Below are 23,037 nucleotides of genomic sequence, written 5' to 3' on the forward strand. Positions count from 1 at the left end.
TCTCAGAAGCCCTGATCGTCTTTGAAATTCCGGTGATTGCCTGTCTACGGTCGTGACCGCTCGCCACAGCGGGCCCCGCCGGTCGGTACGCCGAATCCTGCCAACGGCCGGACGGGAACAGTCGTCGCTTCGAGCGCCGAAGGCAGGAGCGGGGGACCCAAGGTAAGCGCCGGGCCCACGCGTTGAGCGGCCAGTGGCCGCACGACGCGCAGGACCGGCTAGGGGTGAAGTCGTACGGAAGCCGTACGGCCGGGCACTCACCCGCCCGAACCCGACAGCTCACCTCGCAGGCGTCGGTGAGGGGATCACTCCATGCTGCTTTCCGGCAAGGGCAAGCACCGTCGTCCGTCCAAGGCCACCCGCGCGGCCGCCGTCGTCGGTGTCACCGGCGCTGCCGTCGCCGCCCCGCTGATGGCCGCCGGTACCGCGAACGCCGCCACCGTCGACCAGTGGGACCGGGTCGCCCAGTGCGAGTCCGGCGGCAACTGGTCCATCAACACTGGCAACGGCTACTACGGCGGCGTGCAGTTCTCCGCCTCCACCTGGGCCGCTTACGGCGGTACGAAGTACGCGGCCACCGCCGACAAGGCCTCCAAGGCCCAGCAGATCGAGATCGCCGAGAAGGTCCTCGCGGGCCAGGGCAAGGGTGCCTGGCCGAGCTGTGGCGTGGGCCTCACCAGCGCCCCGTACAACGGCGGCGGTGCCGAGAAGCCGCAGCAGCAGACGCAGCCCCAGCAGCAGGCCAAGCCCCAGCAGCAGCCGCAGCAGCAGGCTCAGCCGCAGCAGCAGGCCAAGCCGCAGCCGAAGCCGCAGCAGGCCGCCCCGCAGACCGAGTCGAAGAAGACCGTCCAGACCCCGACCGGCAAGGTCGTGAAGAAGGGCGACGGCGAGTACAAGGTCAAGACGGGCGACACCCTGTCCAAGATCGCCGACGAGCACGACGTCAAGGGCGGCTGGCACAAGGTCTACAAGCTCAACGGCGACATCATCTCCGACGCCGACATGATCTACCCGGGCCAGCAGCTGCACCTCAGCTGAGGCTGAGCCCGACCCGCGCCTGTCCGGCCCGTCCGGACAGCGCCCCCGCTCCGTCCCGCGGAGCGCCCCCGTCCCCACGGGTCTCCCTCGCCCCGGTGCGCGTATCCCCCGTACGCACCGGGGCGAGGTGCTGTCCGGGGCGGCCCTGCCGGGTGCCCCGGCGGCTCCGAAGTACGCCCAGGGCGAAGCTACCGACCGGTAAGAACCTGTGGTTCCGTCCTGATTCCCAGGGAATTGGCCCGATGGCCGTCCCACGGGGCGGGCGGTCGGCTGGCCGAAGCTCCCGGGCCCGTTAGGCTCAGGAGACGCAGGGCCGATGAAGACCATGCAAGCCATGCGCAAGCCCGCGCCCCCAGTGGTGCACGCCATGCGCCCCTAGCGTCACATCCCAGAAGGAGATGCTCGTGCCGTCCATCGACGTCGTCGTAGCCCGGGAAATCCTGGACTCCCGAGGCAACCCCACGGTCGAGGTCGAGGTCGGCCTCGACGACGGGTCCACCGGCCGCGCCGCGGTTCCGTCCGGCGCCTCCACCGGCGCCTTCGAGGCCATCGAACTGCGTGACGGAGACGCCAACCGCTACGGCGGCAAGGGCGTCGAGAAGGCCGTTCTCGCCGTCATCGAGCAGATCGGCCCGGAGCTCGTCGGCTACGACGCCACCGAGCAGCGCCTGATCGACCAGGCGATGTTCGACCTCGACGCCACCGACAACAAGGGCTCGCTCGGCGCCAACGCCATCCTCGGCGTCTCCCTCGCCGTCGCCCACGCCGCCTCCGAGGCGAGCGACCTGCCGCTCTTCCGCTACCTGGGCGGCCCGAACGCGCACCTGCTGCCCGTTCCGATGATGAACATCCTGAACGGCGGGTCCCACGCGGACTCCAACGTCGACATTCAGGAGTTCATGATCGCCCCGATCGGCGCGGAGTCCTTCTCCGAGGCGCTGCGCTGGGGCGCCGAGGTCTACCACACGCTGAAGAAGGTCCTGAAGACCAAGGGTCTGTCGACCGGCCTCGGCGACGAGGGCGGCTTCGCGCCGAACCTGGACTCCAACCGCGCCGCCCTCGACCTCATCGTCGAGGCCATCAAGCAGGCCGGTTACGTCCCCGGCGAGCAGATCGCGCTCGCGCTCGACGTCGCCGCGTCCGAGTTCTACAAGGACGGCAAGTACGAGTTCGAGGGCAAGTCCCGCTCGGCCGCCGAGATGACCGAGTACTACGCCGAGCTCGTCGAGGCGTACCCGCTCGTGTCCATCGAGGACCCGCTGTTCGAGGACGACTGGGCGGGCTGGAAGGTCATCACCGACAAGCTGGGCGACAAGGTCCAGATCGTCGGCGACGACCTCTTCGTCACCAACCCCGAGCGCCTGGCCCGCGGCATCGAGGAGGGCTCCGCCAACGCCCTCCTGGTGAAGGTCAACCAGATCGGTTCGCTGACCGAGACCCTCGACGCCGTCGAGCTGGCCCAGCGCAACGGCTTCAAGTGCATGATGTCGCACCGCTCCGGCGAGACCGAGGACGTCACCATCGCCGACCTCGCCGTCGCCGTGAACTGCGGCCAGATCAAGACCGGCGCCCCGGCCCGCTCGGACCGCGTCGCCAAGTACAACCAGCTGCTTCGCATCGAGGAGATCCTCGACGACGCGGCGGTGTACGCGGGCCGCAGCGCGTTCCCCCGCTTCAAGGGCTGAGCCGCTTCGCGGGCCAAGCCCTAGCCAGTCGTACGTACGTCCCCGTACTCGGTCCCGTACCGTGTGCGGGGACGTACGCGCGTACTGGGGAGGCGAGACACATGGCCGGGAAAGTCCGGGACAAGGACCGGTTCTCCACGGCGACCCGGCTGCGGCTGCTCGGCGAGCAGACCGCCGAGCGCGTCTACCGCTCGCAGACCAAGCGCCAGGCCCGCCGCTCCCGGCTCACCGGCCGGGCCGCGCTCCTCGTGCTCGTCGTGTGCTCGCTGGTCGTGGCGCTCGCCTATCCGATGAGGCAGTACGTGTCGCAGCGCGCCGAGATCGCCGAGCAGCGGCAGAAGCAGTCCGAGCACCGCGAGAACGTGGAGCGCCTGCGCGACGAGAAGGCCCGCTGGCAGGACGACGCGTACGCCGAGCAGCGCGTCCGGGACCGGCTGCACTATGTGATGCCGGGCGAGACCGGGTTCACCGTCATCGACCCGGCGGCCGCGGCGGACCACCGCGGTGACGAGGCGGCGGCGGACCGGCCCTGGTACGCGAACGTGTGGGACGGCGTAGACAGCGCCGACCGCGCCGAGCGGGGCGACGACGACTGACGTGTCCGCCCGCCGCGCCGCCCGTCCCCGCTACCTTGTCCACCCCTGAACCTCGCCGCAGAACCGAACGAACCGAAAGACAGGCATGCAGACGCCCCCGCCCCAGACCGAGCCCACCGCGCCCACGGACGCCGACATCGCCGCGTTCCAGGAGCAGCTCGGACGCCCGCCGCGCGGTCTGCGCGCGATCGCCCACCGCTGCCCCTGCGGCAACCCGGACGTGGTCGAGACGGCGCCGCGGCTGCCCGACGGCACGCCGTTCCCCACGACGTACTACCTCACGTGCCCGCGGGCCGCGTCCGCGATCGGGACGCTCGAGGCCAACGGCGTCATGAAGGAGATGACGGAGCGGCTCGCGACCGACCCCGAGCTGGCCGCCGCGTACCGGGCCGCCCACGAGGACTACATCGCGCGGCGCGACTCCATCGAGGTCCTCGAAGGCTTCCCCTCGGCCGGGGGCATGCCGGACCGCGTGAAGTGCCTGCACGTCCTTGTGGCCCACTCCCTGGCCGCGGGCCCCGGCGTGAACCCCCTCGGCGACGAAGCGATCGCCCTGCTGCCGGAGTGGTGGCGGAAGGGCCCCTGCGTGGGCAACGCCGACCCCGCCTGACCCGGCACCGGGGTCACCCGGCCCACCGCTCCGCGGCGGGCATTCCCCACCCGCCCACCCTTGCTACCTGCGGTGGGCCGTATCTTCGCCGTGGGCGGCTGGGCGGCTGGGCGGCTGGGCGGCTGGGCGGCTGGGCGGCTCGGCGGGCAGGCGCTCCCGCCCCCCGGCGCCCACGGGGCGACCCGCTGCTGTCGCCCCCCGCTGTGGGCAGCTGGGCCGCCAGGGGCGGCGGGTGGGCACAGCTCCGTCCGACGGCACCGTAACGACAAGGAGAACTCCGATGACCCGCGTGGCCGCCATCGACTGCGGTACCAACTCCATCCGCCTGCTCGTGGCCGACGCCGACCCCGGGACGGGGCAACTCGTCGACCTGGACCGCCGGATGGAGATCGTCCGGCTCGGGCAGGGGGTGGACCGGACGGGCAGGCTCGCCCCGGAGGCGCTGGAGCGGACGTTCGCGGCCTGCCGCGAGTACGCCGAGGTCATCAAGGAACACGGCGCGGAGCGCCTCCGCTTCGTCGCCACCTCCGCCTCCCGCGACGCCGAGAACCGCGACGACTTCGTGCGCGGCGTCCTCGACATCCTCGGCGTCGAACCGGAGGTGATCAGCGGCGACCAGGAGGCCGAGTTCTCCTTCACGGGCGCGACCAGGGAGCTGAAGGGCCACCCGGACATGCCGGGCCCGTACCTCGTCGTCGACATCGGCGGCGGCTCCACGGAGTTCGTCGTCGGCGACGACCACGTGCGCGCGGCCCGCTCCGTGGACGTCGGCTGCGTGCGGATGACGGAGCGCCACCTCGTCCGGGACGGCGTCGTCTCCGCCGACCCGCCCACCGAGGCCCAGCTGGCCGCGATCCGCGCGGACATCGAGGCGGCCCTTGACCTCGCGGAGGAGACGGTCCCGCTGCGCGAGGCCCACACCCTCGTGGGCCTCGCGGGCTCGGTGACCACGGTCGCCGGCATCGCCCTCGGCCTGGACGCGTACGACTCCGCCGCGATCCACCACTCCCGCTTCCCCTACGCCCGCGTGGCGGAGATCGCCGACATGCTGGTGCGCTCCACGCACGCCGAGCGCGCGGCGATCCCCGTGATGCACCCGGGCCGCGTGGACGTCATCGCCGCGGGCGTCCTCGTCCTGCTCGCGATCATGGAGCGGGCCGGGGCGGCCGAGCTGGTCGTGAGCGAGCACGACATCCTCGACGGGATCGCCTGGTCGATCGCCTGAGAGGGGCCCGTACCTTGATCGGCTGAGCGTGTCGGACCACTTCTGAGCGGCCCGGAGGGGGGTTGGAACGCTTCCTTCCGGGGCTCCGCCGAGAAAGTTCGTGAAGTTCTTCACAAGGAAATCGGCCCTGTTGGGCGAGGTTTTGAGGAGTTCGGCCCGGGAACGGGCGGGGTGCGGGCCCGAAGGCGGGTGCCGGGAGTGCTTCCGGGGTGTTGCCGGGGTGTGAACCAGGGGGTGGTCCACCGGGCGCCGGAGCCAGGAGCGGCAGCTCACGAGGGGTTGACAACGACTCGCGTGGGGCGGTGGTTCCCTCGTGCGGTCATGACCTCCGTCACGTGGGCGGCGAAGTGTAGCAGAGGCCCCACCCATGCTTGTGAAGGGGCGCACGAGCGACCCCCGGGGAGGGGGTGGATACTCGATGGCATGAGCACCACGGAGCGTCCCAGGATCCTCGTAGTAGGCGGTGGGTACGTAGGCCTGTACGCAGCTCGACGCATTCTGAAGAAGATGCGCTACGGAGAGGCGACCGTCACGGTCGTCGACCCGCGCTCGTACATGACGTACCAGCCCTTCCTCCCCGAAGCTGCGGCCGGCAGCATCTCGCCTCGGCACGTCGTCGTCCCGCTGCGACGCGTGCTGCCCAAGGCGGAAGTCCTCACCGGCCGGGTCACGACCATCGACCAGGACCGCAAGGTCGCCACGATCGCGCCGCTCGTCGGCGAGGCGTACGAGCTGCCGTTCGACTACCTGGTCATCGCGATGGGCGCGGTCTCCCGCACCTTCCCGATCCCCGGCCTCGCCGAGCAGGGCATCGGCATGAAGGGCATCGAGGAGGCCATCGGCCTGCGCAACCACGTGCTCGAGCAGCTCGACAAGGCCGACTCCACGACGGACGAGGAGGTCCGCCGCAAGGCGCTCACCTTCGTCTTCGTCGGCGGTGGCTTCGCCGGTGCCGAGACCATCGGCGAGGTCGAGGACATGGCCCGCGACGCGGCCAAGTACTACAAGAGCGTGACGCGCGAGGACATGCGCTTCCTGCTCGTCGACGTCGCCGACAAGATCCTCCCCGAGGTCGGCCCGAAGCTCGGCGCCTACGGCAAGGAGCACCTGGAAGGCCGCGGCGTCGAGGTCTACCTGAAGACCGGCATGGACTCCTGCGTGGACGGCCACGTGGTCCTCAACAACGGCCTCGAGGTCGACTCCAACACCATCGTGTGGACCGCGGGCGTCAAGCCCAACCCGGCGCTCGCGCGCTTCGGTCTGCCGCTCGGCCCCCGCGGCCACGTGGACACCCAGACGACCCTCCAGGTCCAGGGCACCGACTACATCTGGGCCGCGGGCGACAACGCCCAGGTGCCGGACGTCGTCGGCCGCAAGGCGGGCAACGAGAACGCCTGGTGCCCGCCGAACGCCCAGCACGCCCTGCGCCAGGCCAAGGTCCTCGGCGACAACGTGATCTCCGGCATGCGGGGCTTCCCGCAGAAGGAGTACAGCCACGCCAACAAGGGCGCGGTCGCGGGCCTCGGCCTGCACAAGGGCGTCGCGATGATCGTCATGGGCAAGATGAAGATCAAGCTCAAGGGCCGTCTCGCCTGGTACATGCACCGTGGCTACCACGGCATGGCGATGCCCACGTTCAACCGCAAGATCCGCGTCTTCGCGGACTGGACGCTCGGCATGTTCCTCAAGCGCGAGGTCGTCTCGCTCGGCGCCATGGAGACGCCGCGCGAGGAGTTCTACGAGGCCGCCAAGCCGGCCCCGAAGCCCGCGGTCAAGGCCGAGGCCCCGGCCGCTCCGGTCGAGGAGAAGGCCGCCTCCTGACGGCTTGGGCCAAGGGCCCGCAGCAAGACCCGCAGTACAGCGTGAAAGGGTCCCCGCCATCCGTGGTGCGGGGGCCCTTTCGGCGTTCCCTGGCGTCCCTAGATGCCCGCTACATGCATTTTGCATATTCGTAACGGTGCAACGGGACTGCGCGCGCCGCCCGTTGGTGTTTACGTGGTGTTGGACCGTTCCGTTCCGGGTTGTGATCACGGAGGTGTGCGCCATGCAGGACGCCGCACTGCGGCTGCAGAATCTTGCCGAGCAGTTGGTGGGAACCGAGCTGCCGGTTCGGATCCGGGCCTGGGACGGTTCGGAAGCGGGGCCGCCGGGCGCCCCCACCCTCGTCGTACGCCACCGTCGCGCGCTGCGCCGCCTGTTGTGGAAGCCGGGCGAGCTGGGGCTCGCGCGGGCCTGGGTGGCCGGGGACATCGATGTCGACGGCGATCTGTACGCGGCCCTCGACCTGCTCGCCGAGTTCATCTGGGAGCGCTCCGACGACGCCCCGAGCCTCACCGAGAAGCTGCGCGACCCGCAGGTCAGGGCCGCCGCCCGGGCCCTGTTCGCGCTCGCCGCGCCGTTCGTGCCGCCGCCCGTGCCGCGCGAGGAGATGCGCAGGCCCGGCAGACCGCACCGGCACACCAAGGGCAGCGACAAGAAGGCCATCAGCCACCACTACGACGTCGGCAACGACTTCTACGCGCTGGTGCTCGGCCCCTCGATGGTCTACTCGTGCGCCTACTGGGAGTCCCCGGACGCGACCCTGGCGGACGCCCAGCGCGACAAGCTCGACCTCATCGCCCGCAAGCTCGACCTGAGGCCCGGCATGCGGCTCCTGGACGTCGGCTGCGGCTGGGGCTCCATGGCCATCCACGCCGCCCGTGAGTACGGCGTGCGGGTCGTCGGCGTCACGCTCTCGCAGGAGCAGGCCGCGTTCGCCAGGAAGCGCATCGCCCAGGAGGGCCTCACCGACCGCATCGAGATCCGCGTCCAGGACTACCGCGACGTGCGCGACGGCCCGTACGACGCCATCTCCTCCATCGGCATGGCCGAACACGTCGGCTCCGAGCGCTACTTGGACTACGCGGGCGAGCTGTACGCCCTCCTGAAGCCCGGCGGCCGCCTCCTGAACCACCAGATCGCCCGCCGCCCCCAGGTCGACGAGTCGGCGTACTCCGTGGACGAGTTCATCGACGCCTATGTCTTCCCCGACGGCGAGCTGGCCCCCCTCGGCACCACCGTCGGCCTCCTGGAGCGCGCGGGCTTCGAGGTCCGCGACGTGGAGTCCATCCGCGAGCACTACGCCCTCACCCTGCGCCACTGGGTCACCAACCTGGAGTCCCACTGGCCCCAGGCGGTCCGCCTGACCTCCCCCGGCCGCGCCCGCATCTGGCGCCTCTACATGGCGGCATCGGCCCTGGCCTTCGAGAACAACCGCATAGGGGTCAACCAGGTCCTGGCGGTCCGCACACCGCAGAAGGGCAATTCGGGGATGCCCCTGCGAGCCAGGGACTGGCGAGGCGCCCCTGTCCCGCATGCCGGGGATCCAAGCCCGCAGCAGGCAGACCCCAGCCCGTCCGGCGTTTGAGGACGAGCCGCGTAGCGGCAACAAGGGGGGCCAGGGGGCGAAGCCCCCGTATGACGAAAGCGGGGCCCCGGGGTGTGCTCACCCCGGGGCCCCGCTCAGCACAGCGCAAGCGTCACTCCGACTTGATGGCCTGCAGCGGGTTCAGCCGCGCAGCGGACCGCGCGGGCCACACTGCGGCCAGGACACCGACCACACCCGCGATGGCAAGGAAGATCACGATCCGCCCCACGGGCACCTCCATCGAGTACGTGGTCACGGTGCCGGAGATGCTGTCTCCGGCGACCCACCCGAGGAAGAGACCGAGGCCGACACCGAGCACCGCGCCGAACAGCGAGATGACCACGGACTCAAGCCGCACCATCTGCTTGATCTTCGCCCGGTCGAGCCCGATCGCACGCAGCATCCCGATCTCGTGCTTCCGCTCGAAGACGGACATCGCCAGGGTGTTGATGACACCGAGCACGGCGACGAGGATCGCCATGGCCAGCAGGCCGTACAGCATGTTCAGGAGCATGTTGATGGCGCCGCCGACCTCGTTGCTGATGTCGTCCTTGTCCTGGATCTTGATGGCGGGGTTGTCGCCGAGGGCCTTCACGATGGCGTCCTCGGCCTTGTCGGAGGCGCCGCCCTTCATCTTCAGCAGGACCTGCTGGTCCTGGATCTTCGACAGGTGCGGGGTGACGACGGGGGTGGGCGTGAAGAGGCCGTCGAGCATCTCGTTGGACTTGTAGACGCCCGCGACCTTCAGCCGGGTGGTCTTGTCGTCGTCGAACTTCACCGGGACGGTGTCACCGGCCTTCAGGCCCTTGGCGTCGGCCGTCTCCTTGTCGACGAGGACGGCGTTGCCCTTCAGACCGGCCACGGAGCCGCTGGTGAAGTCCAGGCCGACGAGCTTGTCGAAGGCCTTGGGGTCGACGCCGGAGATCCGGGTGTCGCGGCCGTCGGCCTCGCCCCAGGTGGTGCGCAGGGCGCTGCTGGCCTCGACCTCGGGCAGCTCGGCCAGCTGCTCGTGGACCTTGGGGGTCAGCGGCTGGAAGTTCGCCATCGAGACGGCGTAGTCGGCCTTCAGGGAGTCCGTGGCCATCTTGTTGATGGCGCTGCCCATGGAGACGGCGACGACGGTCATCGCGGTGATGAGGGTCAGGCCGATCATCAGGGCCGACGCGGTGGAGGCCGTGCGGCGCGGGTTGCGGACCGAGTTGAGGCGGGCCAGCTTGCCGGTGACGCCGAAGGGCTTCAGGAGCGGGCCCGCGGCGGCGATGAACGGGCGCGAGAGCAGCGGCGTGAGGACGATGACGCCGACGAGGATCGTCGCGGCGCCCCCGGACTTCACGTAGTTGTCCTCCATGAACAGCATGACCACGCCGAGGGCGACGAGCAGCGAGCCGATGGTGTTGCGTACGACCAGGCCGCGCACCGTGGGCGAGGCGTGCACGCTGTTCATCGCGGCGACCGGCGGGATCTTCGCGGCGCGGCGGCCGGGCAGCCAGGCGGCGAGCATGGTCACGACCACGCCGATGATCAGTGCCGTGACGATCGTCGTCGGGCCGATGACGAGCGGGCCGTCGGGCAGCGAGGCGCCGCCCGCGTTCATGAGGGACTCCAGGCCCACGGCGACGCCGATGCCGAGGGCGAAGCCCGCGACGGCGGCGACCAGGCCGACGATGAACGCCTCGATGAGGACCGAGCGCGTGACCTGACGGCGGGACGCGCCGACGGCGCGCATCAGGGCCAGCTCCTTGGTGCGCTGGGCAACCAGCATGGTGAAGGTGTTGGCGATGATGAAGATGCCGACGAACAGCGCGATACCGGCGAAGATCAGCAGCACCTGGCTCATGGAGCTGGTGTTCTGCTCGATCATGCGGTCCTGCTCGTCCTTCAGCGAGGTGCCGGTCTCGGCCTCGGTGTCCTTCGGCAGGATCTTCTCGACGGACGCCTTCAGGGCGGACTCGCTGGTGCCGGCGGCGGCCTTCACGTCGATCTCGTCGTACTCGGACTTGCCGAGGACCTTGCGCGCGGTGTCGTTGTCGAAGACGACGAGGCTGCCGCCCGCGACGACGCTGCCGTCGTCGGTGTCGAAGATGCCGCTGACCTTGGCGGTCTTCACCGGTCCGTCGGTGGAGTAGCGGACCGTGTCGCCGACCTTGAAGCCGGTGCGGTCGGCGGTACGGCTGTCGAGGGCGATGTCACCGGCCGACTTGGGGGCCGCGCCGTCGGCGAAGTCGTAGCGCGGGTCCTTGCCGTCCTTGCCGGGGAAGTAGTTGGAGCCCGTGGTGCCCCACTCGCCGCCGACCAGCTTGCCGTCCTTGTCGGCGAGGGCGGTGAAGCCGGAGACGCTGCCGAGCGTCGACTGGGCGCCGGGCAGCTTCCCGGCCCGCGTGAGCAGGGAGTCCGTCAGCCGGTCGGGCTGCTTGGCCTCCTGGCCGTCGTCCCGGGAGCCGCCGTCGGGCTTGATGGCGACGGAGACGTGGTCGAAGCTCTTCGCGGACTTGTTCTTGTAGGCGGAGCCGAAGGTGTCGGTGAAGACCAGGGTGCCGGAGACGAACGCGACGCCGAGCATGACGGCGAGCACGGTCATCAACAGCCGGGCCTTGTGCGCGAGCACATTGCGCAGGGCGGTACGGAACATGGTGAGATCCAGGTGAGGGGGTCGATCGGAGGTCAGGGCGGGGCGTACGAGGCCCAGGTGGCGCCCCGAAGGGGCGCGGGGAACTGCGCGACCAGCCACAGCGGACCGGCAGTCCGAAGGCACGCGCAGCGCTCGCGGCGGAGAGGCCCCAGCGGGGCCGACCAGCGCTAGCTGGTCCGGCCCTTCGCGTCGAAGTCCTTCATCCGGTCCAGGACCCCATCAGCGGTCGGCTGGATCATCTCGTCCACGATCCGCCCGTCGGCGAGGAAGATCACCCGGTCCGCGTAGGAGGCGGCGACGGGGTCGTGGGTGACCATCACGACGGTCTGCCCCAGCTCCCGCACCGAGTTCCGGAGGAACCCGAGCACCTCGGCGCCGGACCGCGAGTCCAGGTTTCCGGTCGGCTCGTCCCCGAAGATGATCTCCGGCTGGGAGGCGAGCGCACGGGCCACGGCCACCCGCTGCTGCTGGCCGCCGGACAGCTCGGTGGGCCGGTGGGACAGGCGCCCGGCCAGACCCACCATGGAGATGACCTGCTCCAGCCACTGCTTGTTCGGCTTGCGGCCCGCGATGTCCATGGGGAGCGTGATGTTCTCCAGGGCGGTCAGCGTCGGCAGCAGGTTGAACGCCTGGAAGATGAACCCGATCTTGTCCCGGCGGAGCTTGGTGAGCTGCTTGTCCTTGAGGGTGGACAGCTCGGTGTCCCCGATGCGCACGGAGCCGCCGCTGAAGCTGTCCAGGCCCGCCACGCAGTGCATCAGCGTGGACTTGCCGGAGCCCGAGGGGCCCATGATCGCGGTGAACTCGCCCTGTCCGAAGTCCACGGAGACATGGTCCAGAGCGACCACCTGGGTCTCACCCTGGCCGTACACCTTGGACAGATCCGTGGCGCGGGCGGCCACCTGGGTGGCGCGGGCGGCGAAGGAAGTGGTGGTGGTCACGGGCGGGGGCTCCTGTCGGGACGGCGAGTGGGGTACGTACTCCATCGTCACGGCGGAACGGCCCCGTGGAGTCAGCCGCTGTTCCGGTTCCTGGGGGCGACTCCGGTCGGACTCGGTGGGGGCATGTCATACCTGGGGATGACGGGCGCCCCCTACTCGGGACCGGGGGCGGGCGCTCTTGCGCGGGTGTTCACGAGGCCTTCGCACAGGGGTCACGGCAGGGGCCATGAGGGGGCGCTAAAGGGGCGCGGGGACCCGGCGCGGACGTGTCGCCCGTGGACGGCTAAATTCCGTCAATTCCCTCACCCGCGCGTGCCCCCGCCGACAAGGCCGATGGCAAGTACCACCGGCCAGTACCGTGTGCTGATGCACCCTCAGACGTCAATAAAATAAGACAACGTCGGGCTGTCGTTCCGCTGTTCGGGGGATGCCTCCCGATAGGGTCGAAGCCTTGTTGCGGAGCCCACGCACCTGCCCGGATGGTGGAATGCAGACACGGCGAGCTTAAACCTCGCTGCCCCTTAGCGGGCGTACCGGTTCAAGTCCGGTTCCGGGCACCTCCGCCCTCCTTTCCCGTACGCACAGGCGCGGCGCGTCCCGTACGCGCACGTGCGGCGCGCGCAGGGCGCGCCGCAGCGTGACGGCCCGTCAACTCGGCGGAGCCTGCTCGCTCTTGATGATCGCGAACGGCGCTCCTGCGGGGTCGGTCAGCATGGCCATCCGGCCGATCCCCGGGGCGTCCATCGGCGGGATGAGCGTCGTGCCCCCGGCCTCGAGCCCCTTGGTATAGACCGCGTCGCAGTCGGCCACCTCGAAGTACGGATGCCACTCCGGGCCCGAGCCCGCGTCCAGGTTGTCCTGGTGGAGCTGCATCAGGCCGCCGTGGCTGTTCTCCTCCGTGCCGCCCGAGGGGGTCAGCACGGTGTACGTCATGTCCGGGCCCATCTCCATGTCGGTCAGCTGCCAGGAGAACACCGCGCGGTAGAAGTCCTTGGCCGCCGCCGCGTCCGTGGTGTACAGCTCGGCCCAGGTCAGTGAGTTCGGCGTGTTGACGAGGTCCACGCCCTTGGTGTCGCCCGGCTGCCAGACGGCGAAGTCCGCGCCCGCCGGGTCGCTGAACTGGCCCATCCGGCCGAAGCTGAACACATCCCCCGGGGGCACCCGCACCGTGCCGCCCGCCTGCTCGACGGCCTTGGCGGTGGCGTCCGCGTCCGCCGTGTGGAAGTACAGCGTCCAGGCCGAGGACGCGCCCTCCTCGGTGAGCGGGCCGAGCCCGGCGACGGTCTTGTCGTCCTGCACGAAGAAGCCGTACCCACCGCCCTCCGGGCCCGCCGACTGGAACTCCCAGCCGAAGACCGCGGAGTAGTAGGACACCGCCGCATCGGTGTCCGGGACGCCGAGATCCAGCCAGTTCGGGGCGCCGGGGACGAAGTCGGTGGAAAGCATGGTCCTGCCCTTCGAAGGTTCGGTGGGGCCGTCCCGCCGCGCCGTGCCGGGCGCGGGAGCCGTACCGCACGGGCCCGGGCGCGCCGCCCGCGGCCGTGGATTCCTGGGTTCCTGGGCACTTCTCAGCATGGCAGCAGCCACTGACAACCGCGCCACGAGCGCGGGGGCACCGGGGGCGCGGAGTCGGCCCCGGCACGCCGCCCCACCGTTGACACCCGCCCCGGGCGGCCCGACACTCCCGTGATGCGCACCACCGTCGCGATCATCGGAGCGGGCCCCGCGGGCCTCCTGCTCGCCCGTCTCCTGGACGCCGCGGGCATCGAGTCCGTCGTCCTGGAGAGCCGCGACCGCGCCTACGTGGAGCGGCGCCAGCGCGCCGGGATCCTGGAGCAGGGCACGGCCGACGCGCTGCGCGCGGCCGGGGCGGGCGCCCGCATGGACCGCGAGGGCCTGCGCCACACCGGCATCGAGCTGCGCTTCGACCGCCGCAGGCACCGCGTCGACTTCCCCTCCCTGACCGGCGGCCGGTCGGTGACCGTCTACGCCCAGACGGAGGTGTGCAAGGACCTGATCGCCCTGCGGTTCCGCGGCGGCGGCCCGCTGCTCTTCGGCGCCGAGGCGCTCGCCGTCGAGGACGCCGACACCGACGCGCCGCGGGTGCGCTACCGCCACGAGGGCCGTGAGGGCGTCCTCGACTGCGCGTACGTCGCCGGGTGCGACGGCTACTGGGGCGTGTCCCGGGCCGCGGTGCCCGCCGCGCTCTCGCGGACGTACGAGCGCAGGTACCCCTTTGCCTGGCTCGGGGTCCTCGCCGACGCGCCGCCCTCCCACGACGAGCTGGTCTACGCCCGCCACGACCGCGGCTTCGCCCTCCTGAGCATGCGCTCGCCGACGGTCTCCCGCCTCTACCTCCAGGTCCCCGAGGGCACCCGGGCCGCCGACTGGAGCGGGCGGGCGGTCTGGGACGAGCTGGACCTGCGGCTCGCCACGGACGACGACTGGCGGCTCGCGCGCGGGCCGATCACGGACGTGTCCGTCACTCCGATGCGCTCCCACGTCCACGAGCCGATGCGCCACGGCCGGCTCTTCCTCGCCGGTGACGCCGCCCACATCGTGCCGCCCACCGGCGCCAAGGGCCTCAACCTCGCCGTGGGCGACGTCGTCACCCTCGCCCGCGCCCTGGTCGCCCACCACACGAGCGGCGACCCGACGGGCCTCGACACGTACTCCGCGACCTGCCTGCGCCGGGTCTGGCAGGCCGAGCGGTTCGCGTACGCGATGACGACCCTGCTGCACCGCGACCCCGACGCCACCCCCTTCGACGACCGGCTCCAGCTGGCCCGGCTCGACCGGATCGCCACCTCGCGGGCGGCGGCGACGGACCTGGCCGAGAGCTACACGGGCCTCCCGCTCGACTGAGCGGGCGCCCGGAGCGGCAGGAACACCGGAGCCTCGGCGAGCGTTCCTCGTCACAGATGGGGAAAGATCCTCCCTGAGCACTAGGGCTGGATCTTTGCCAGCCCATTACTCTTGAACCAAAGCCACGCACGGTGGCCATGGAGGAGTGAGATGAGGAGCAGTAACCCGGTCTTCTCGCGACGGGGGTTCAGCCGCGACAACGGCTATGCGGGCTTCAACGCGCAGCCGCAGGCCGGGGGAGCCGCAGCCGTCGGGACGCAGGCCAATCCGTACGCGCAGGGCAACCCGTACGCGGGCGCGGGCCAGCAGGCCCCCGCCAACCCGTACGCCAACAATCCGTACGCCCAGCAGGACCTCCAGGGCGCCCCGCCCCAGTCCCCGGTGACCACCGGCCGCATGACGATGGACGACGTCGTCATGCGCACGGCCACCACGCTCGGCGTCCTCGTCGTCACGGCCGCGCTCGCCTGGGCGCTGCTGCCCGTGGACGACGCCAACTTCAGCAGGTCGATCGGCATCGCGGTCGGCGCCGGTCTCGTCGCGATGATCCTGGGCTTCGTCCAGGCCTTCAAGCGCAAGGCCTCGCCGCCCCTGATCCTGGCGTATGCCGCCCTGGAGGGTGTCTTCCTCGGCGTCGTCTCCAGCGTCGTCGACAACCGCATCGCGAGCGGCGCGGCCATGCAGGCCGTGCTCGGCACGATGGCGGTCTTCCTCGGCGTCCTCGTGGCGTACAAGGCCGGCTGGATCCGCGTGAACCGCCGGTTCTACGGCTTCGTGATGGCGGCGGCCCTCGGCTTCGTCCTGCTGATGGCGGTGAACCTGCTGTTCGCCGTGTTCGGCGGCGGTGACGGCCTCGGCTTCCGCAGCGGCGGCCTCGGCATCATGTTCGGCATCATCGGCATCCTGCTCGGTGCGTGCTTCCTGGCCCTGGACTTCAAGCAGGTCGAGGACGGCATCGCGTACGGCGCCCCGCGCGAGGAGGCCTGGCTCGCCGCCTTCGGCCTCACGATGACGCTGGTGTGGATCTACATGGAGTTCCTGCGGCTCATCGCGATCCTGCAGGGCAACGACTGACGCCCGCCCCTGGGCGGCTGACGTCCTGAGCACGGCCGAAGGGCCCGCGGAACGCCTTCCGCGGGCCCTTCGTTGTTGTATGTGTTGTTTGCACTGTCCGTGTTCTGGGTCTTGCGCTGTCTGCCTGTCTTCGCGGGGGAACGAGGGGTCGGGGTCAGAGCAGTTTGCGTGCGGCGCGGCGCAGGTCGTACTCGTGGATGATCGCTTTGGCGTGGCCGTACGCGAGGTTGTGTTCGCCGCGGAGCCAGCTGACCTTCTCCTCGAAGCGGAAGAGAGAGGGGCCCTCGTCGACGGTGCGGAGCCAGTCGGAGACTTCACGACCTGTGCAGTGGGGGATTCGCGCGAGCAGATTTCGGTGGGTCTCCTCGGAGAAGACTTGGGACATCGGCGCCTCCGGACGCGTTCGATGTGGTCCGTCCTTCACGCCACCGTGCCTGAGCGTTCGGGTATTGGCAACAGTCCCTGCTCGACGCGTAGGGTCGCACAGTGCTCGATACGACGCCTTTGATCACGGCCGTTGACCGATTCGCGGACCGGCTGCGGGCCGCCCCGCAGTCCAGACTGCAGCGCGGGGCGGCGGCCGAAGCGCTGGAGCTCGCGAGGGAGTTGGCCCTGCGCACCCAGGTGCGGGAGGCGCCGGGCAGCGAGCCGCGCCGGATGCCGGACGCGGGCATGTTCGCGGCGGCCGACCAAGTCACCGTCGCGGGGCGGGACTTGGCCCTGGTGCTCGCCGACGAGGGGGAACTCGCGGAGGCCGTTCAGCTGGTGGAGCAGGCCCTGGGGCGGGCCGGGATCTGACCGGATTCCGACCGGAACCGGGATCCGACCGGAATCCGCCGTCAGACGCTGGCGATCACGCGGTCGGCCAGGATGTAGACGTTCTCCGTGCCGCACGCGAACGTCAGGGCGTACGCGCCCGAGACGCCGGAGCCGCCGAGGAGGACCGGGGCCTGGCCGTCGCGCAGGGCGGCGGCGAGCAGCTCCGCGGTCTCCCGGTGGCCCGGGGTCATGCAGAGCGTCGTGCCGTCCGTGAAGACATAGACGTCCAGGGTGCCGAGGGGGCCCGGGCGGACGTCGGCGAGCGCCGTGCGGGCGTCCGCGAGCTCCTCCAGGCAGGCCACGGTGCGCTCGTGGTCGCCGTGGGCGACGGACTGCACCGGCACGAAGTCGGGGTGGGAGGGGTGGCGGCGGCGGGCCGCGGCCAGCTCCGGGGAGTCCGGGGCGAACTCGTCCGCGGCCCCGGCCGGGTCGGCGAAGGGCTCGACGACCGGCTCCAGGCTCTCCGACTCAAGGCCCGCGAGATCGGCCTGGCGCGGCAGGAACAGCTCGTCCGCGATGCCCTCGGGCAGGCCGCTGAGGAGCGAGGGCGTGTCCGCGATGTCCCGGGCCTCCTGGGCGGCCCAGAACGCGCGCGCCTCGGCCAGCTCGCGCTCGCGCTCCTCGGCGAGGGCCTCGGCGACCGCCGCGCGTATCTCCTCGGTGTCCACCGCGGTGCGGGCCGCGGGTACGGAGGCGCGGCTGACGGCCGCACCGCGGCTCTCGGCCAGCTCGGTGCGCAGCTCGGTGATCTGCTGCCGCAGGCCCCGCACGGTGTGCAGGGTGGCGGTGCCCACGGCCGTGGCAGCGGCCGCGGAGAGCAGCAAGGCAAGATGCATGGCGCTCACTGACGTACTCCCGGTTTCAAGTCGACCCCCGACTTCCTACATCAGCTTGAAGCCTGCACCATCCCGCTGTCAGTGCATTACGTCACGAATTGGACAGGACTTTCGGCCCGGTGTTTATTGGCGCATCCGTGCTGACCTGGGCAGTTGTTCCTCCCCCAGGAGATTGGTCACATCCTGGGGGAGATTGGGTCACGAATGAGTGGAGGGGCCGAAGTGGCCGCCGCGTCCCGGCTCGTGAGACGGGCGGCCACTCAGGGTGCCGGAGCGGCCGCTTCGGGGCGTCACTCCGGCGGGACCGCCGCTCAGCTCAGGCGCTCGATGACCATCGCCATGCCCTGGCCGCCGCCGACGCACATCGTCTCCAGGCCGAACTGCTTGTCGTGGAACTGGAGGCTGTTGATCAGCGTGCCGGTGATGCGGGCGCCGGTCATGCCGAAGGGGTGGCCGACGGCGATGGCGCCGCCGTTGACGTTCAGCTTCTCCAGCGGGATGCCCAGGTCGCGGTAGGAGGGGATCACCTGGGCGGCGAAGGCCTCGTTGATCTCGACCAGGTCGATGTCGCCGACGCCGAGGCCGGCGCGCTTGAGCGCCTGCTTGCTGGCCTCGACCGGGCCGAGTCCCATGATCTCGGGGGAGAGGGCGGAGACGCCGGTCGACACGATCCGGGCCAGCGGGGTCAGGCCGAGCTCCCGGGCCTTGGTGTCGCTCATGATCACCAGGGCGGCGGCGCCGTCGTTCAGGGGGCAGCAGTTGCCCGCGGTCACCAGGCCGTCGGGGCGGAACACCGGCTTCAGCCCGGCCACGCCCTCCAGGGTCACGCCCGCGCGCGGGCCGTCGTCCTTGCTGACCACGGTGCCGTCGGGCGTGGTGACCGGGGTGATCTCCCGCTCCCAGAAGCCGTTCTTCAGGGCTTCCTCGGCGAGGTTCTGGGACCGGACGCCGAACTCGTCCATGTCCGCGCGGGTGACGCCCTTGGCGCGGGCCAGGTTCTCGGCGGTCTGGCCCATCGCGATGTACGCGTCCGGGACCAGGCCGTCCTCGCGCGGGTCGTGCCAGTCGGTGCCCGTCTCCTGGGCGCGGGCCGCGGTGCGGGCCTCGGCGTCGGCGAAGAGCGGGTTGTGGGTGTCGGGCTGGCCGTCGCTGGTGCCCTTCACCGAGCGGGACACCATCTCCACGCCCGCCGAGATGAAGACGTCGCCCTCGCCCGCCTTGATGGCGTGCAGGGCCATGCGGGAGGTCTGGAGCGAGGAGGAGCAGTAGCGCGTGATCGTGCAGCCGGGGAGGTGGTCCATCCCCATCTGTACGGCCACGATCCGGCCCAGGTTGTGGCCCTGCTCGCCGCCGGGCAGGCCGCAGCCCAGCATCAGGTCGTCGATGTCCTTCGGGTCGAGCGCGGGCACCTTGGCCAGGGCGGCCTCGATGATCGTGGCGGTCAGGTCGTCAGGGCGCAGCTCCTTCAGGGAGCCCTTGAAGGCGCGGCCGATGGGGGAGCGGGCGGCGGAGACGATCACGGCTTCGGGCATCACGGGCTCCTACTGGCGGGGGCGCCCTGGGGGCAGGGCAGGACTCCCTGGGAAGTTACCTGCACGTATCGCTGTCGGTCACGGGGCGGGAGCTGTGACGCGGGCCGCATTTCTAAGCGGGTGCTCAGGCCCTCGCGGGGCGCCCCAGTCCCGCCCCTTCTCCGAAACCAGGGGCTGCCGCCCCCTGGACCCCCGCTGATCGGCGCTTCGCGCCTCGTCCTCAATCGCCGGACGGGCTGAAACCTTGCCGCACCGGCGACATATGTAGCCCCTCCGGCGTTTGAGGAGCGGGGTCTGGGGCGGAGCCCCAGGATCGGGGAGCCCCGCTAGGGAATCGGTGACGGGTCCGGTTCCTGGATGCGGCGGCGGCGCCTGCGCTTGAGGAGGGCCCAGGGGCCGCGGGGGCCCGTGGGCATCGCGCCGGTGACCTCCGTACCGCCCTCCGATGCGGCCTTGGCGGCCGCCCGGGCCACGGGCAGGAAGCCCTCACGACGGGACACGTCGGGCCGCTCCTCCTCGGGCCACAGCCCGAGCGCCGCGCACAGCGTGGGCAGAACGGCCATCGCCGCGGTGGCGTACCCCTCCGCCGAGGGGTGGTAGTTGTCGGGCCCGAACAGCTCCCGCGGGTTCGCCGCGAACTCGGGGCCGAGCAGGTCGCCCACGGACACCGTCCGTCCCCCCTGCTCCACCACCCCGATCGTCTGCGCGGCGGCGAGCTGCCGCGAGACCCGGCGGGCCAGCCACCGCAGCGGCTGGTAGACGGGCTCGATGGTGCCGAGGTCGGGGCAGGTCCCCACGACCACCTCCGCCCCGGCGGTGCGCAGCCTGCGGACCGCCGCGGACAGGAACCGCACGGACTGCGTCGCGGGCATCCGGTGGGTGACGTCGTTCGCCCCGATCATCACCACGCACACGTCGGGCACCCAGCCCGTCTCGTCGGACAGGACCAGTGACACCTGTCGCTCCAGGTCGTCGGACTGCGCCCCGGGCTGCGCCACCACCCGCACGTCCACCGGCCGCTCCGCCACCGCGGCAAGGCCGGAGGCGAGCAGCGCCGCCGGGGTCTGCTGCGCCCGGCGCACGCCCTGGCCCGCGGCCGTGGAGTCGCCGAGCATGGCGAACCGCAGCGGCTCCCCGCACTCGGAGCGCTCGGCGAACGCCGCCCCGTACCGCCCGTTCGCCCGCGGCGGCGCCCCGTACCCGCCGTTGCCCACCGATCGCTTGGCCAGCTGCACCTCGGCGAGGACGACCCCGACCGTGGCCGCGCCGAGCAGCCCGATGCCTCCGCCGCCGTACGCCGCGCCCGCGGCGATGCGCCGCGCCACCCTCGCCCTCGACATGCTCCGCCGTCACCCCAGTCAAGTCGTGTGGAGCCCATTTCGTCCCGTACATCCAGTCATTGCCCCGTCGGGCAGGTCGGCCAATCGCGAGCGGAGGTGAACGGGGGAGTCGGAGCCGTAGGCTGACGGCACCGAAAACCTCGTGCGGCGTCCCCGGGCGCGGGCCGGTGGGGGCCGTACGACACCTGCGGCCCACGCGGCTCGTCCGTCACGGGGACGTCCACGACATCGCAGCCCGGATACCCCGGAAAAACGGAGACCACGGTGCATTTCCACGACTCGATGATCAGCCTCGTCGGCAACACCCCGCTGGTGCGGCTCAACAACGTGACCGCGGGCCTCAAGGCCACGGTCCTCGCCAAGGTCGAGTACTTCAACCCCGGCGGCTCCGTGAAGGACCGCATCGCGCTGCGCATGATCGAGGCGGCGGAGGCCAGCGGCGAGCTGCGCCCCGGCGGCACGATCGTCGAGCCGACCAGCGGCAACACGGGCGTAGGCCTTGCCATCGTGGCCCAGCAGAAGGGCTACAAGTGCGTCTTCGTGTGCCCGGACAAGGTGTCGACCGACAAGATCAATGTGCTGCGCGCGTACGGCGCCGAGGTGGTCGTCTGCCCGACCGCCGTCGACCCCGAGCACCCGGACTCGTACTACAACGTCTCCGACCGCCTCGTACGCGAGATCCCGGACGCCTGGAAGCCGGACCAGTACTCCAACCCCAACAACCCCCTCTCGCACTATCACTCCACCGGCCCCGAGCTGTGGGAGCAGACCGAGGGGAAGATCACCCACTTCGTCACCGGCATCGGCACCGGCGGCACGATCTCCGGTACCGGCGGGTACCTGAAGGAGATCTCCGGCGGCAAGGTCAAGGTCGTCGGGGCCGACCCCGAGGGGTCCGTGTACTCCGGCGGGTCCGGGCGGCCGTACCTCGTCGAGGGCGTCGGTGAGGACTTCTGGCCGACGGCCTACGACCGGAACGTGACGGACGACATCGTCGCGGTCTCGGACAAGGACTCCTTCCAGATGACGCGGCGCCTCGCCAAGGAGGAGGGTCTGCTCGTCGGCGGCTCCTGCGGCATGGCCGTCGTCGCGGCGCTGCGGGTCGCCGAGGGCCTCGGTCCGGACGACGTCGTGGTCGTGCTGCTCCCCGACAGCGGGCGCGGCTACATGAGCAAGATCTTCAGCGACGAGTGGATGAACGACTACGGCTTCCTCGAGGAGGCCGGCGACCAGCCGCGCGTCGGTGACGTGCTGCGCCGCAAGGAGGGCGGCGAGCTGCCCTCCCTCGTGCACATGCACCCCGAGGAGACCGTCGGCGAGGCCATCGAGGTCCTGCGCGAGTACGGCGTCTCGCAGATGCCGATCGTCAAGCCCGGCGCCGGTCACCCGGACGTGATGGCCGCCGAGGTCATCGGGTCCGTCGTCGAGCGCGAGCTGCTCGACGCGCTGTTCGCCCAGCGGGCCTCGCTCGGCGACCCGCTGGAGAAGCACATGTCCGACCCGCTGCCGCAGGTCGGCTCCGGTGAGCCCGTCGCGGACCTGATGTCGGTCCTCGGCTCCGCCGACGCCGCCATCGTCCTCGTCGAGGGCAAGCCGACGGGTGTGGTGAGCCGTCAGGACCTGCTGGCGTTCCTCGCGGAGCAGCAGGGGTCGTAGGCGGTTCCCGGGGTGCGGGCGCGGTCGGCCGCGCCCGCAATCGGCCCCCGGGCGGGGGAACTTCGCGGAAGCGGTACGAAGGCGACACGTCCGCGCAGCACCCGCTTAACACGCGTACGGCACCTTGGTGGGTGTCGGCGTCAGGACTTCCGGAGCGGCTCCCGGACCTCCAGCGACGCCCGGACGCGGCGCCCGGTCCTGACCCGGCCCGTGTCCCTCGCGGGGACCGCCGTCGTCCCGCCCTCCGGGTTCGCCCCGGGGGTGCGGCGGTCCCCGCGCTACGCACTCTCCGTCCGGGCCCGGCTCGCGCTCGGAGCTAGTCCGACCACTCCGACTCCGACTTGCGCGAGCGGCGCAATGCCGAGAGCAGGCCCGTGCCCCGGGCCGCGTGGACCGCGTTGACGCCGACGATGCCGAACCACGTGACGAACAGGCCGGGCAGGTCCGCGTTGACCACGCCGATCGCGGAGAGCGGGATGGCGAGGATCAGGGAGACCACGCCGAAGCCGAAGCGCTCGCCCCAGGAGTCGATCCCGCTGGCGGGGTTGCGCGCCCCCCGGGCCACGATCATCTGCTGCTCGGCCAGGTGCCGGCGCATCTGACGGTCGATCGTGCTGTCGAGGCGCTTCTCGACCTTTTCGAGGAACGAGTCGACGAGCGCGGACTCGTACTCTTCGCCGAGGTCCTTGCGCGCGTGCAAGGCGGCGTCGAGTTCCTTCTTGAGTTCGGCGTCACGTGGGGCTTCCATAGCCCATACGGTACGCAGGGTCCGCCGCGCCGGCAGT

The 23,037-nt window shown here is 71.1% G+C and carries 19 protein-coding genes, 1 tRNA gene and 1 riboswitch; of the genes, 12 read left to right on the forward strand and 8 right to left on the reverse strand.

Going from position 1 to position 23,037, the window contains the following annotated elements:
* Nucleotides 1-124: 124 nt before the first annotated feature.
* Nucleotides 125-308, forward strand: a riboswitch (cyclic di-AMP (ydaO/yuaA leader).
* A 4-nt stretch (nt 309-312) separates the two neighbouring features.
* The 7 genes from ACZ6AA_RS20950 (at nt 313) to ACZ6AA_RS20980 (ending at nt 8,560) form a co-directional block, all read left to right on the forward strand.
* Nucleotides 313-1,038 carry a transglycosylase family protein gene (locus ACZ6AA_RS20950; RefSeq protein WP_471459374.1) on the forward strand — a complete coding sequence of 242 codons (726 nt, stop codon included), beginning with the start codon at nt 313-315 and terminating at the stop codon, nt 1,036-1,038.
* Between the two features lie 398 nt (nt 1,039-1,436).
* Nucleotides 1,437-2,723, forward strand: coding sequence for a phosphopyruvate hydratase (gene eno, locus ACZ6AA_RS20955; RefSeq protein WP_030360668.1), 1,287 nt, complete (start codon nt 1,437-1,439; stop codon nt 2,721-2,723).
* A gap of 101 nt (nt 2,724-2,824) precedes the next feature.
* Entirely contained in the window at nt 2,825-3,319 is a 495-nt protein-coding gene (locus tag ACZ6AA_RS20960) for an FtsB family cell division protein (protein ID WP_471459376.1), read from the forward strand.
* An 85-nt stretch (nt 3,320-3,404) separates the two neighbouring features.
* Complete coding sequence (locus ACZ6AA_RS20965) at nt 3,405-3,929, forward strand: DUF501 domain-containing protein (protein WP_468482514.1); 525 nt, start codon at nt 3,405-3,407, stop codon at nt 3,927-3,929.
* A 280-nt stretch (nt 3,930-4,209) separates the two neighbouring features.
* A complete protein-coding gene (locus ACZ6AA_RS20970) occupies nt 4,210-5,154 on the forward strand; it encodes a Ppx/GppA phosphatase family protein (RefSeq protein WP_471459378.1) in 945 nt (314 codons plus the stop codon).
* 423 nt (nt 5,155-5,577) lie between these two features.
* Nucleotides 5,578-6,975, forward strand: a complete 1,398-nt coding sequence (locus tag ACZ6AA_RS20975) for an NAD(P)/FAD-dependent oxidoreductase (RefSeq protein ID WP_471459380.1) — start codon at nt 5,578-5,580, stop codon at nt 6,973-6,975.
* 223 nt (nt 6,976-7,198) lie between these two features.
* Entirely contained in the window at nt 7,199-8,560 is a 1,362-nt protein-coding gene (locus ACZ6AA_RS20980; RefSeq protein WP_468459846.1) for a class I SAM-dependent methyltransferase, read from the forward strand.
* 112 nt (nt 8,561-8,672) lie between these two features.
* Here the strand turns inward: ACZ6AA_RS20980 and ACZ6AA_RS20985 are convergent, their stop codons facing one another.
* Entirely contained in the window at nt 8,673-11,189 is a 2,517-nt protein-coding gene (locus ACZ6AA_RS20985) for an ABC transporter permease (RefSeq protein WP_468459845.1), read from the reverse strand.
* Nucleotides 11,190-11,356: 167 nt separating this feature from the next.
* Nucleotides 11,357-12,130, reverse strand: coding sequence for an ABC transporter ATP-binding protein (locus ACZ6AA_RS20990; RefSeq protein ID WP_289949919.1), 774 nt, complete (start codon nt 12,128-12,130; stop codon nt 11,357-11,359).
* Nucleotides 12,131-12,603: 473 nt separating this feature from the next.
* Between ACZ6AA_RS20990 and ACZ6AA_RS20995 the strand changes: the two genes are divergently transcribed.
* Nucleotides 12,604-12,687 (forward strand) — tRNA-Leu (locus tag ACZ6AA_RS20995).
* Between the two features lie 91 nt (nt 12,688-12,778).
* Here ACZ6AA_RS20995 and ACZ6AA_RS21000 read toward each other — a convergent pair.
* Complete coding sequence (locus tag ACZ6AA_RS21000) at nt 12,779-13,576, reverse strand: VOC family protein (protein ID WP_468459843.1); 798 nt, start codon at nt 13,574-13,576, stop codon at nt 12,779-12,781.
* A gap of 243 nt (nt 13,577-13,819) precedes the next feature.
* On the opposite strand from ACZ6AA_RS21000, the gene ACZ6AA_RS21005 reads away from it, so the two are divergent.
* Nucleotides 13,820-14,995 (forward strand): 4-hydroxybenzoate 3-monooxygenase, encoded by a 1,176-nt coding sequence (locus ACZ6AA_RS21005; RefSeq protein ID WP_468459841.1) that lies wholly within the window; start codon nt 13,820-13,822, stop codon nt 14,993-14,995.
* Nucleotides 14,996-15,145: 150 nt separating this feature from the next.
* Nucleotides 15,146-16,069: a Bax inhibitor-1/YccA family protein gene (locus ACZ6AA_RS21010; protein ID WP_468459839.1), complete on the forward strand. Its 924-nt coding sequence runs from the start codon at nt 15,146-15,148 to the stop codon at nt 16,067-16,069.
* A gap of 154 nt (nt 16,070-16,223) precedes the next feature.
* On the opposite strand, the gene ACZ6AA_RS21015 is transcribed toward ACZ6AA_RS21010, so the two are convergent.
* On the reverse strand, nt 16,224-16,454 hold the full coding sequence (locus ACZ6AA_RS21015) for a DUF4287 domain-containing protein (protein ID WP_030360679.1): 231 nt from the start codon (nt 16,452-16,454) through the stop codon (nt 16,224-16,226).
* A gap of 101 nt (nt 16,455-16,555) precedes the next feature.
* On the opposite strand from ACZ6AA_RS21015, the gene ACZ6AA_RS21020 reads away from it, so the two are divergent.
* A complete protein-coding gene (locus ACZ6AA_RS21020; protein WP_468459837.1) occupies nt 16,556-16,867 on the forward strand; it encodes a hypothetical protein in 312 nt (103 codons plus the stop codon).
* A 41-nt stretch (nt 16,868-16,908) separates the two neighbouring features.
* Here ACZ6AA_RS21020 and ACZ6AA_RS21025 read toward each other — a convergent pair whose 3' ends face one another.
* The 3 genes from ACZ6AA_RS21025 to ACZ6AA_RS21035 form a co-directional block, all read right to left on the reverse strand.
* Nucleotides 16,909-17,724, reverse strand: a complete 816-nt coding sequence (locus ACZ6AA_RS21025) for a hypothetical protein (protein ID WP_468459835.1) — start codon at nt 17,722-17,724, stop codon at nt 16,909-16,911.
* 311 nt (nt 17,725-18,035) lie between these two features.
* On the reverse strand, nt 18,036-19,256 hold the full coding sequence (locus tag ACZ6AA_RS21030) for an acetyl-CoA C-acetyltransferase (protein ID WP_468482510.1): 1,221 nt from the start codon (nt 19,254-19,256) through the stop codon (nt 18,036-18,038).
* A gap of 326 nt (nt 19,257-19,582) precedes the next feature.
* Nucleotides 19,583-20,596 (reverse strand): SGNH/GDSL hydrolase family protein, encoded by a 1,014-nt coding sequence (locus ACZ6AA_RS21035; RefSeq protein WP_468459831.1) that lies wholly within the window; start codon nt 20,594-20,596, stop codon nt 19,583-19,585.
* 264 nt (nt 20,597-20,860) lie between these two features.
* On the opposite strand from ACZ6AA_RS21035, the gene ACZ6AA_RS21040 reads away from it, so the two are divergent.
* Nucleotides 20,861-22,252, forward strand: a complete 1,392-nt coding sequence (locus ACZ6AA_RS21040; protein WP_030360684.1) for a cystathionine beta-synthase — start codon at nt 20,861-20,863, stop codon at nt 22,250-22,252.
* Between the two features lie 316 nt (nt 22,253-22,568).
* On the opposite strand, the gene ACZ6AA_RS21045 is transcribed toward ACZ6AA_RS21040, so the two are convergent.
* Nucleotides 22,569-23,000, reverse strand: a complete 432-nt coding sequence (locus ACZ6AA_RS21045; protein ID WP_468459829.1) for a hypothetical protein — start codon at nt 22,998-23,000, stop codon at nt 22,569-22,571.
* Between the last annotated feature and the right edge of the window lie 37 nt (nt 23,001-23,037).

The sequence above is a fragment of the Streptomyces sp. NPDC040610 genome, assembly GCF_055594065.1.

What these genes read in the sequence shown, in the direction of transcription:
- ACZ6AA_RS21025 (WP_468459835.1), bottom strand. Translation starts at nt 17,724, where the DNA reads ATGCATCTTGCCTTGCTGCTCTCCGCGGCCGCTGCCACGGCCGTGGGC.
- ACZ6AA_RS20950 (WP_471459374.1), top strand. Translation starts at nt 313, where the DNA reads ATGCTGCTTTCCGGCAAGGGCAAGCACCGTCGTCCGTCCAAGGCCACC.
- ACZ6AA_RS21010 (WP_468459839.1), top strand. Translation starts at nt 15,146, where the DNA reads ATGAGGAGCAGTAACCCGGTCTTCTCGCGACGGGGGTTCAGCCGCGAC.
- ACZ6AA_RS21035 (WP_468459831.1), bottom strand. Translation starts at nt 20,596, where the DNA reads ATGTCGAGGGCGAGGGTGGCGCGGCGCATCGCCGCGGGCGCGGCGTAC.
- ACZ6AA_RS20970 (WP_471459378.1), top strand. Translation starts at nt 4,210, where the DNA reads ATGACCCGCGTGGCCGCCATCGACTGCGGTACCAACTCCATCCGCCTG.
- ACZ6AA_RS20985 (WP_468459845.1), bottom strand. Translation starts at nt 11,189, where the DNA reads ATGTTCCGTACCGCCCTGCGCAATGTGCTCGCGCACAAGGCCCGGCTG.
- ACZ6AA_RS21030 (WP_468482510.1), bottom strand. Translation starts at nt 19,256, where the DNA reads ATGCCCGAAGCCGTGATCGTCTCCGCCGCCCGCTCCCCCATCGGCCGC.
- ACZ6AA_RS21015 (WP_030360679.1), bottom strand. Translation starts at nt 16,454, where the DNA reads ATGTCCCAAGTCTTCTCCGAGGAGACCCACCGAAATCTGCTCGCGCGA.
- ACZ6AA_RS21000 (WP_468459843.1), bottom strand. Translation starts at nt 13,576, where the DNA reads ATGCTTTCCACCGACTTCGTCCCCGGCGCCCCGAACTGGCTGGATCTC.
- ACZ6AA_RS20965 (WP_468482514.1), top strand. Translation starts at nt 3,405, where the DNA reads ATGCAGACGCCCCCGCCCCAGACCGAGCCCACCGCGCCCACGGACGCC.
- ACZ6AA_RS20980 (WP_468459846.1), top strand. Translation starts at nt 7,199, where the DNA reads ATGCAGGACGCCGCACTGCGGCTGCAGAATCTTGCCGAGCAGTTGGTG.
- ACZ6AA_RS21005 (WP_468459841.1), top strand. Translation starts at nt 13,820, where the DNA reads ATGCGCACCACCGTCGCGATCATCGGAGCGGGCCCCGCGGGCCTCCTG.
- ACZ6AA_RS21045 (WP_468459829.1), bottom strand. Translation starts at nt 23,000, where the DNA reads ATGGAAGCCCCACGTGACGCCGAACTCAAGAAGGAACTCGACGCCGCC.
- ACZ6AA_RS20975 (WP_471459380.1), top strand. Translation starts at nt 5,578, where the DNA reads ATGAGCACCACGGAGCGTCCCAGGATCCTCGTAGTAGGCGGTGGGTAC.
- eno (WP_030360668.1), top strand. Translation starts at nt 1,437, where the DNA reads ATGCTCGTGCCGTCCATCGACGTCGTCGTAGCCCGGGAAATCCTGGAC.
- ACZ6AA_RS20960 (WP_471459376.1), top strand. Translation starts at nt 2,825, where the DNA reads ATGGCCGGGAAAGTCCGGGACAAGGACCGGTTCTCCACGGCGACCCGG.